A 9,805-nucleotide genomic window follows, 5' to 3' on the forward strand; every position below is an offset into this window, starting at 1 on the left:
CAGATGTCTGGAGATTGCGCTTCGCGACTCTGGCCGCGGTCACTGTCGCTCCCGCCCTTGCGGCAGTTGCCGAACCTGGATCGCCGGCCGGCGACGGATTGCGAAACTACCATCTGCATCTTGCATTGCCGCCGGCGCTGGCCGGCGTCATCCGCCCTGGCGAAAGCGCCACGGCCACAGCGCCGCTGCTCAGCCGGCCTCGTATTCCAGCGCAGGTCCTTACAGCGACCGGCAGCCAGGCCGTGCTTCGCCTCCAGTTTCCGGCGCGCCTGATCGAGTACCTGACGCTCAGGATCAGCTTTCCGCATTTGAGCGTAGCGGGCGTCGCGGCGCCTATTGAGTCCATTTACGCTCCAGATGGTCGGCGCGCGTGGATTTTCGTATTGCGTGAAGGTAAACTGCGCCGCATTGGCGTCGAAGCTGTTGGCGAGGAGCTTCAGACCGGTCGCGTACTCCTGGTTGGCGACGTACGTGCTGGAGAGAAAGTTGCCGTGGAGCGAATCGATGCGCTGCTTGATGGCGACCGCGCCGAGGAGCGCCGATGAGCGCCGCACGCTGGATTGTTGATCAGCGCATGCTATTTCTGACGCTGACGGTCGCCCTTTCGCTGTCCGGGCTGCTTGCCTGGCGGAACATGCCCAAAGAGGAAGATCCTCGGCTCAAGGAACGCAACGGCTACCTGATCGTCATCTATCCCGGCGGCTCGCCCGCAGAGATTGAACGCCTGATCGTGCTGCCTGTAGAAGAGCAGTTTGCCGACATCAGCGACATCAAGAATCTGAGCGTGACGATTCGACGCGAAGCTGCCATCTTCACAATCGAGTTGCGCGATGCGCTAACCGAGGAGTCGGAGATCAATGAGGCGTGGCGGGACGTGCAGACTGCACTGGAAAAGGCCCGCGTCGATTTCCCTTCCGGCGCGCAGGCGCCAGAGCTCAATCGCTCGGTGCTGGATCTGGATTCGGTAGTACTCTCGTTGAGCGGCAGTGAAGACCGATTGCTACTGTATCGCTTCGCCCGCGAATTGCAACGTCGTTTGCTGCGCAATCCGCTGATTTCCAATGTCCGCTTTTTTGGTCACCCAGAGCGCCTGCTGCGAGTGGACGTCGATGACCGTCAACTGGCTGCTCAGGGCCTAAACTACAACCAGCTGGCGCGCGCAATTTCAGGCTCGAACCGTGCATTGCCCGCAGGTGCGCTGCACATCCGCGATCTGCGTGTGGGCGTGAGCACCAATAGTTCTTTTGCCAGCCCCGAAGAGCTGGTTCGGTTGCCAGTGCCGCTGGCGAACGGCGAGGTGCGATTGCTGGGAAATTTCGCCCATGTTGCCTTGGGCGAACGAAAGCCATCGAGCACGATCGCCGCATACAATGACCATAGCGCCATTCTGGTCGGCGTCGTGGCCCGAAACAATATCGATTTGATTGCAATGGGCCGCGCATTGCGTCAGGAGCTGGCGGTCTTTCGCGAGGAAATGAAACGGCAGCCCGAATACCGCGGGCTGGCAGTCGAGGAAATTGCAGCGCAACCTGACTATGTACGCCGCCGGCTTAGCGAATTGCTCGGCAATCTGGGGTTGAGCATGTTGATCGTGGCGGCCGTCGTCATCGTCGGTATGGGATTTCGCGCCGGCGCTCTGGCAGCGGCAATGGTGCCAGGCATCGCCCTCGTTGCATTGTTTCTCTACGCCAGCAGCGGAGGCGTGATGCACCAGATCGCAGTAGCCGCTTTTGTTCTATCCCTTGGCATCCTGATTGATAGCGTCATTGTAGTTACGGAGGCGGTGCAGGAGGGTCTTGATCGCGGACTGGCGCCGCTGGAGTCGGCGGCCGAAGCCGTGCAGCGTTTCGCTCTGCCGCTGGCCGCCTCCACAGGCACAACGGTGGCCGCATTCTTGCCCATGCTGGGCGCCACCGGAGGGACGGCCGATTTTACGCGCGCCATCCCGCTGATCGCCATGTTGACTCTGATAGTAAGTTATTGTATATCGATTGTGACGACGCCGCCGCTGGCCGCCAGAACGCTGCGCGCCGGCGGCGCCCGATCGTGGGCCTGGACCGGGCCAGTCGGACTGCGCCTGGGATCGCTTTCCTATTCTCGACCCTGGCGCACTCTGGTCGTTGCATTTGGAGTTGTCTTGCTTGCGGTTGTCGGTTTCTCAGCGGTAAAGAAGCGCTTTTTCCCAGGCGCCGATCGCGATCAACTGGTCGTCGCCATCAACCTGACTGAGGGAGCGCACATTGACGCTGCCATGAATATCGCTGACCGCATCGACCGAGAATTGCGCCGCGATACAGCGGTCACGGCAACGACGCGAATTGCCGGGCGCAGTCTGCCGCAGTTTTACTACAATCTGATACGCAGCCCGCAGAGTCCCCACGTCGCTCAAATTCTCGTTAGCCTGCGCCGCGCCGAAGATGCGCCGCGCATCGCTGCGCTGGCGCAAACTCTTGGCCGCCGACTGGCGCCGGAAGCGCTGGTTGTCGCTCGCCTTCTGGAACAGGGCCCGCCCTCGCCGGCGCCAGTTGAGATTCGACTGACCGGAGAAAGCCGGCGCGATCTGGCCGATGCCGTAGACCTGGTTCTTGGCGTTCTGCGCCAGACGCCAGCGGCAACCGCGGCGCGGCACGATATGGGTCCGGGCTCGTTAAGCCTCCGCTTCCAGATAGGCGACGCTAATGCACTGCAACGCGGTCTCAGTCGCGATGCAATCGCCGCTGCTGTTCTTGGACGTACGCGGGGTTTGCCGGCAGGAGACTTCCGCGGCGACGATGAATCTATTCCCATAGAAATCGGTTCGGTGGAAGGCGAAAACCTTTCGGCAATACGTTTGAAGGAATCGTTCATAGCACGCACTGGCGACGCCAACCTGCGACTTTCTGATCTGGCGACGCCTGTCGTTGAACTTGAACCAGCTGTACTGAGTCGTCGCAATCGCCAGCCAACGGTCAGCGTGCTCGCTGAGCTGCGACCAGGCGCCACGGCGGCCGAGGCCCTGTCGCAATTTCGCGCCCGTTTGCAGGCACAAGCCCTTCCAACTGGCGCTCGCATCAGCTACGGCGGCGAGGCGGAGCGCAGCGCCGAGGCTAACACGGCGATACTGAGGGCGCTGCCCGCCGGTCTTTCGCTTTTCTTTGTTTCGCTGCTTTTTGAATTCCGCTCAATCAAGAAGCTGTTGATCATTCTGGCAACGATTCCGCTGGCCATGGTTGGCGTAACCCCCGGGCTGCTGCTCAGCAGGCAGCCTTTTGGTTTCACTGCCTTGTTGGGGATGCTGGCACTGACTGGAATTGTAGTTAATAATGCTATATTGTTGCTCGATGCTCTTGATCGCTTTCGCCGCGACGATGGCATGGATCTCCGGAAGGCCATGGTTGCCGCAATACAGCGACGCATGCGACCAATTCTTTTGACCACGGCCACGACCATTGCCGGACTGCTGCCGCTGGCCTTTACATCAGCCACGCTTTGGCCGCCTTTTGCCTGGTCATTGATGTCCGGACTGGCGCTGTCCACCGGGCTTACTCTGGTCGTAATTCCGGCGCTTTACTCGCTACTGTTTCCGGATCGGTCCGGCGACACGACTCTGCCATCGACGCCAGTAACTTCGTATCTACGCAGCAGGCTGCGCGGCCGACTCTTTGCGTGGATCACTATGGCCGCCCTGGCCGCGCCGCTTGCCCTTGCTGCGCAGCCGCCCGTCCGATTGCTCGGCCTCGAAGAGACCCTGCGGCTGGCGGCGCAGGCGCCGGCGGCTGTACAGGCCGCCGCGGAAGCGAAAGCTCGAGAATACGATGCCCAAAGTTTCCGTCGCAGTATCTATCTGCCACAGGTCGGCGTAGTGGCCGGAACAGAAATGCGCGATCGTCGCCTGACAGTCCGCACGCCCTTGCTGCCCTTGACCGGAGACTCAGGAGGACAGCGTCGCGTCGTTCCGCAGGCCGGCATTGAAATTACTCAGCCGCTCTACGATCCTGAGAATATGGACTACCGGGTATACGCCGTCGAATATCAGGCGAAAGCCGCGGCGCTTCGCGCCGAGCGTGCACGCCAGGAAGCTGTAGCTTCCGCCGCAACTGCCTACCTTGATGTGCTGGAGCTTGACGTTCATCGGAGCTCGCTGCAACGTTTTGTGGAGAATCTGAATCGACGACGCAGCGAGGTAAGACGACTCTACGAGCTAGGCATGGTTTCGCAGTCCGATTTGTTGCGCCTGAAGATTGCCGTCGATGAAGCAAATCGCGCATTGCAAACGCTTGAACAAAAGCGCCCGGTTGCGTTACTGGCATTGGGTCGCAGCGTCGGGTTGGAAATGCCAGCGAACGCGGCAGGCCTTGATGCCGAATTGCCCGAACGCGCCAGTGTTCCGCTGGAAGGCGAGATCGTCGCAAGTCGAGAACGGCGCTACGATCTACAAGCCCTGGCTCTTCAAATTCGCGCTCGCGAACGCGAGCTCGAGGCTCTGCAGCTTCCCTTCTTGCCCTCGATTTTTGCTCGAGGTCAATGGGTTTATCAAGATAGCGGACAGTTGACAACCAACAACTGGTTTTCCCTGTATCTTGGGCTGCGGCTGCCTATCTTTGAGTCCGCTACGCGCTCATCCCGTCGAAGCGCGGTGGAAAGCGAACTGCGCGGATTGCGGGCGCTGCAGGCTGACGCTGAACGCGCAGTTCGCATTCAGCTGGAGCTGGCCTGCGCTTCCTTAAGCGAACAGGAACGTGAAGTGGCCGGTCGTCGCCGGTCGGTAAGCAACGCACGGCAAACCGTTCTTATTGAATTGGAGCGCTATCGCAGCGGCCGATCCTCGCTGTCGACGCTGCTTGAAGCGGAAGAATTGCTGCGTACTCAAGAAGAAAAACTGGCCCTGGCGCCTCTCGCCTGGCGCCGCGCCTGGTTTGAGTATGCTCTGGCGCGCGGCGATCTGTCTGTGGCGCCTGACAATTCGCCGGAACCGACGACGACTGCGCCGCACGACTCCCAGACCAGGAACAGCAAAGGCCAATCAAACCAGCTGCACAGACGCATTTGAGAATGGAGTAAGCGTAGCGACTGACTGCGCAGTCACAGGGAGATTCTGAACGATGAAAGCAAAACGATTGATTCAGGCGGCTTCAGTTGCCTACTTATTGCTTGGCGTGCTGCACCTAATGGCGGAAGCCCTTCGCCCGGACGACGCGGCGCTCTTGCAGCTGCTGGCTGAGATGAGGGCTTTTCGTATCCAATTGCTTGGCGAGCACAATCTGCTTCAATTCCACACTGGATTCAGCATTATGATGGGGTTCTTGATGTTCACACTGGGCGCTCAAAGTTTCATTCTGGCAAATGCAATCGCCAGCGACGCGAAGGCATTGTGGGCAGCGACTATCTTCGCTTCGATTGCGCTAAGCATTTCGATCTTGTTTTTTCATCTGCTTGCCGACGGACTTTTGCTGCTATCGCTACTTTGCTTTTTCGCCGCGCTGATTTTAAGCAAAGCTAAGTCATCGCCTATGGGCTCTCCATCCAGCCAGACCTGAAGAGAAGCCAGGAAACGGCGCGATCGGAGCATTCGATCTTGCGTCTGTGCAGTTGCGCCGTCAGCCCGCAACTGCCCATCGATTCGCATACTACCGCCCTCTTGTGCTAGCCGCGCGCGGCTCGAATCCAGCCATCCAATCGGCGAATGCATGCTCAGGATTTTCGTGGCGAACCTCGAACGATGGCAGGCAGGCTCAAGGTTGCCGGCAAGCTTCTTTCGCTTTAACAGACGATTGGCTTGAGCTCCCACCAGATCATGACCTGGGATCCGCCGTCCGTCGGATTCACTTCCCATCCTCCGCGCATCGATTTTACCGGAAAGGGAAAGCCCGGGGCTTCCGCCAGGAAACGCACTGAAAAACTGCGGCCAGGAATATACTCAATGCATTCCTCCTGCCATTGTTGCCCGGCCTGATTCTCACAAGCGCGCACCGCGCCGACGCCGGGATCCCTGTCTTCGAGTAAGGTCGAATATTTAAGCGAAGGCATGTAGTTCTCAATCTTTCCCAAATCGCCAACGATCCGCCACATACGGTCTGCTGGCGCATTTGTTTCAACGACGATGCAATGACGATACTCGCCATTACGAGCGCTGCGATGTGCGCGGCCCGCCGCCCAGAGTTGCCAGAGACCAAATAGTTGCACGACGCCAGCCGTCGCCAGAACGAGGATGTTTCCCTGATTTGAAAATAGCTCAGGAACAGCCACGAGCAGCGCCAGAGATCCGCCGACCCACAGGAAATCCGCAATACTGGCAAGCAATGCCCGCCAGGTAGAAACTCGCGGACGCAAAGCCTGAAAGAACAATTCCACAGAAAAGAGCGCAGGGCCGGCGCCTACTACTCGGTAAATCAACGTCGCCTGAATGCCAAGCCAGGCGCCCGGCAAAGCCGGCTGCAAAAGCATCAGGGCAGCGGAAGCGAGCGAAAACAAGGCGTTGGCGGCCAGGGCAAGACGCAGCGGTGTAGCAGGTTTCCGGAGTATCTCCGGTTTGCGATCAAGAAAAATCGGGCACAGCAATTCAAGGGAATCCGCTGAACTTGCATTGAATCCCGGCTAAGCATTGAAGTCTTAGTCGGGAAACTAACGAGCGCCGCACGGCTCGCCGATCAATATTTCGCGGCAGCGGCGGGGAAAACTGCTGACAGACATCGAAAATACCATAACTTTAATCTCTGCTTAAAATAGAATTGCGCCGCCATGTGCGATCTCCCCCTGCTGGCGCATGGTACTATCCGCTTCGCATCGAGAATTTTTGTGAAGGTTCGTATTTTCTTGATCGTATCCTTGCCTCTAGCGGTCGGTCTGCTCCTGTCCGGCGTCGTAGCGGCAGATACGCCTGCGTCTGGCGGATACGTCCAGCCGCGCTTCACATATCAAAGCACAATTCCTCCCGAGCTGCTCCTGCCTGGGGTCTCTCCGGCTCAGGTGAACATCCAACGCTACTGGAACTATCGTGCGCGCCTGCGCAACGAGTTCGTAGCCTTCGACAACCAGCAAGGCAGCTGTTTGCCGGCGACGGGCATTCTCACCCTGCCCGATGGCCGTCGCTGGGCGACCTGGGGCGACGCGACCGCCAAGCTTGGCTGGTACATGGGCGCGCTGGCCACAGAGCTCTATATGCTGGGTCATCCGCAGCAATACCCCGGCTTTGGCGGCGCCGGCGACGTCCACAACGCAACGCGAGAACTCTACTGCGCGCTGCTGGCGCTGGAACGACTGGATCGCTTTGGCGAGCAGGCGATGTGGAGCGACCATCCGATTCGCGTGGCCAACTATTACGGCGCAGCCGGTTATCAATGGCCGGACACTCCTGGCTTTTTCATTCGCGATGACGTGACCGCCGCGACCGGAAAGAAGCTATCGCTGAGTTCCGGTCAGTCCGACTATACAGCCGCCTGGGGTCCGGATTTTGTGCTGCCGCCCGTCGCACGCGCCTCACAACAACGCAAGAACAAGGAGATGAGCCAGGATCAGGTTGTCCACTTGCTGATCGGTCTGGCGCTGATTAAACAATACGCTCCTGCAGATCTTTCGTATAACAATAGCAATCTCCGCAACTGGGCGATTGCCAAGAGCGGACAGCTTGTCGCTTATCTCGATCGCGGCCATATCAATGCCGGCGAGATCTTCGGCGAGCCGATTCGCCAGAAGATCTACTGGCTCATTGAGGAGCCGGTGTCGCCCAAGCTGAACGCGCTGGGCATCTGCCCCTTCTGTGTGCGCTGGTTCAACCCTTACAGTCCTGTCGATGTCAACCACATGGACCTGGTCGAGCGCGGTCATGATGCGCGCGCCTTCGCCGGCGGTTTCAATCTGGCCGGGGCGTGGATCAACGGGCAAAGCCACCCAGTCAGCGCGACCAATGCTCGACTCTGGCAGCTTGCGGCCGTACCGACAACGCCGGATAACATCCATATGGCCATGTCGCTGGCTGCCATTGGCCACGGCTGGGGAGCGCAGACCACAGCGCTGCTTTCCTCCCTGGCGCCAATTAACGATTTTTGCTTGTATCCGCTCTTGCATGGCCTCCTGCATGAGGGCGGGGCCCTGCCGCCGAATGTGGAATCCAAGATTGTGGCGATGTTGAGCGCGGCGCCCTATGGAGGAACCTCCGCCGACGGAACGCCCGGATGGAGTTCACAAAATCGTTTCATGCAGCCCAAGAAGGAGCATGACCAGAAGTCTCCTTTGCGCTGGACCTTCCACGGCCTGGATTATATATTGCTTAACAACCTTTACTATCTGGCGCGGCCGGCGGCCTATACGGGCGTATCGCCTTCTGAACGCCCGGCAAGCATTCCTGAGATCGCTCCGCTTTGAGGTTTGGCCGGGTTGCCCCCCGTTGGCCGGGCTCTGCTTGAACCGCGCGGCCATGCTGCCCGGCGAGGCGACCGAGAATCGTATGCGAAACTGCGCAATGAAGGCTGAAAAGCCGCGGCCTTCGATCAGAATGCTGGCGCTCGTCGTTCTTCAAGCGACGGCGTGGATGGCGTGTTCCTATTTTCCGGCCGACACGAACTCAGATCCGGAGCTTTCACTGCTGGCCCTGGGCAACGGCTGCGGCGCCTCCTACTCAAGTGCGATTAGGGCAAGCTCCGGACTGATCGCTTACTGGCCGCTGGACGAACAATCCGGCACAACCGGCGCCGCCGTCGTCGGCGCTCCAAACTTCACATTCGTTTCCGGCGTCACGCCCGGGCTGGACGGATTTGCGCCCGACGGTTCCTCGCGAGCTATTGGTACATCGCATGTGTTTACAAATATTACTGCACCTACCTATGCCACCACGCAGCTGGACAACATATCGATGGAAATCTGGATGTACTGGGACGGCGACGTTTCTGCGATTCATGACGTATTTTACAACGGAGAAACCAGCACGCAAGGCTACGGCATCTATCTGACTCCGGCCGGCGCCCTGACCCTGCTCAGCGGCGGCGTCGCCGCCAGTGTTTCCACTTATACGCCGCCGGTGCAGCAATGGACTCATGTTGTACTGGAACGCGATGGCGGTCAGTGGAGGCTATTCACAAACGCAGTAGAGCAAAGCCTGCCACTGAATCCCGCGCCCAATGCCATCAACAGCATAACGCAACCTGCCACGCGCATTCAACTGGCCAACAGTCAGTCAACTGCCGAGTTCTTTGGCGGCCGACTTGCCGCCGCAGCCATCTACGGCGTCGCACTGCCAGCGGCGCAAATTGCCGCTCACTTTGCTGCAGCGTGCTATTAGACCGCGACGCAATTCAAGCGCGAAGGCCGCCGCGACCAGGGCTGGAAAATCTTCAGGCAGCAAACTAATAGCCGCCATAAAAGTGTTGAAACCACGCCCGCGCAGTCCCAGGCTCGCCCGTGCGCCCCTCCTGGCGAGTCCGCGGAAAATGATCTCCTGGGACTCACCTGGCGAAGCCGTGCCGGGCGCGACGCGGAAACTCCGCAAACAGATCCGGAATCTGGCTTTCCTTGCTGCCCGGGCTTGATCAGCCAGGATGACGCTGGTAAAAGTACGGATTCCATAGTGCCCAGCGTGGCAAGACGAAGTCGTCTATTTGCGGCGCGGTGCGGACAAGACGAAGGCGACCTGTCAACGGATGCGGCAAATAGGCGAAAGCGGATTATCACCGGGATTGGCCAAGAAAACGAAGTCGCACAGAATGAGATAAACGAAAGGCCCGTCGTGTTCGCGCGTTTCGCGCAATGCGGCCGGCGAAAGCTTTATTCTTCTTTTCTTTTGCTGGCGGGCGAACGTCTCCTCTCTTCGGAAAACTTCTCTAGCTATGAATGC

General features: G+C 59.2%; 7 protein-coding genes. 6 read left to right on the plus strand and 1 reads right to left on the minus strand.

Translation table 11 applies throughout. From position 1 onward, the window contains the following. Positions 1-14: 14 nt before the first annotated feature. From K1X75_16060 to K1X75_16070, 3 genes are read left to right on the plus strand one after another with little or no spacing between them, the layout of a single operon-like run. Positions 15-545 carry a hypothetical protein gene (locus tag K1X75_16060; protein MBX7059579.1) on the plus strand — a complete coding sequence of 177 codons (531 nt, stop codon included), beginning with the start codon at positions 15-17 and terminating at the stop codon, positions 543-545. Further along, positions 542-5,029 (plus strand): efflux RND transporter permease subunit, encoded by a 4,488-nt coding sequence (locus K1X75_16065; protein ID MBX7059580.1) that lies wholly within the window; start codon positions 542-544, stop codon positions 5,027-5,029. Before K1X75_16060 ends, K1X75_16065 begins: the two co-directional genes overlap by 4 nt. Before the next feature lie 52 nt (positions 5,030-5,081). After that, a complete protein-coding gene (locus tag K1X75_16070; GenBank protein ID MBX7059581.1) occupies positions 5,082-5,516 on the plus strand; it encodes a hypothetical protein in 435 nt (144 codons plus the stop codon). A gap of 223 nt (positions 5,517-5,739) precedes the next feature. Here K1X75_16070 and K1X75_16075 read toward each other — a convergent pair whose 3' ends face one another. Beyond that, entirely contained in the window at positions 5,740-6,450 is a 711-nt protein-coding gene (locus K1X75_16075) for an SRPBCC family protein (GenBank protein ID MBX7059582.1), read from the minus strand. Between the two features lie 324 nt (positions 6,451-6,774). On the opposite strand from K1X75_16075, the gene K1X75_16080 reads away from it, so the two are divergent. From K1X75_16080 to K1X75_16090, 3 genes are all read left to right on the plus strand, one after another. Beyond that, a complete protein-coding gene (locus K1X75_16080) occupies positions 6,775-8,340 on the plus strand; it encodes a hypothetical protein (protein MBX7059583.1) in 1,566 nt (521 codons plus the stop codon). Between the two features lie 97 nt (positions 8,341-8,437). After that, entirely contained in the window at positions 8,438-9,253 is an 816-nt protein-coding gene (locus K1X75_16085; protein MBX7059584.1) for a LamG domain-containing protein, read from the plus strand. Positions 9,254-9,547: 294 nt separating this feature from the next. Next, positions 9,548-9,805 (plus strand): hypothetical protein (locus K1X75_16090; protein ID MBX7059585.1); only part of this gene is annotated, 258 nt, incomplete at its 3' end.

The sequence above is a fragment of the Leptospirales bacterium genome (assembly GCA_019694655.1).
Taxonomy (GTDB): Bacteria; Spirochaetota; Leptospiria; order Leptospirales; family Leptonemataceae; genus SSF53.

Coding starts and splice junctions, on each gene's coding strand:
- K1X75_16085 (MBX7059584.1), top strand. CDS start 8,438: ATGAAGGCTGAAAAGCCGCGGCCTTCGATCAGAATGCTGGCGCTCGTC.
- K1X75_16070 (MBX7059581.1), top strand. CDS start 5,082: ATGAAAGCAAAACGATTGATTCAGGCGGCTTCAGTTGCCTACTTATTG.
- K1X75_16065 (MBX7059580.1), top strand. CDS start 542: ATGAGCGCCGCACGCTGGATTGTTGATCAGCGCATGCTATTTCTGACG.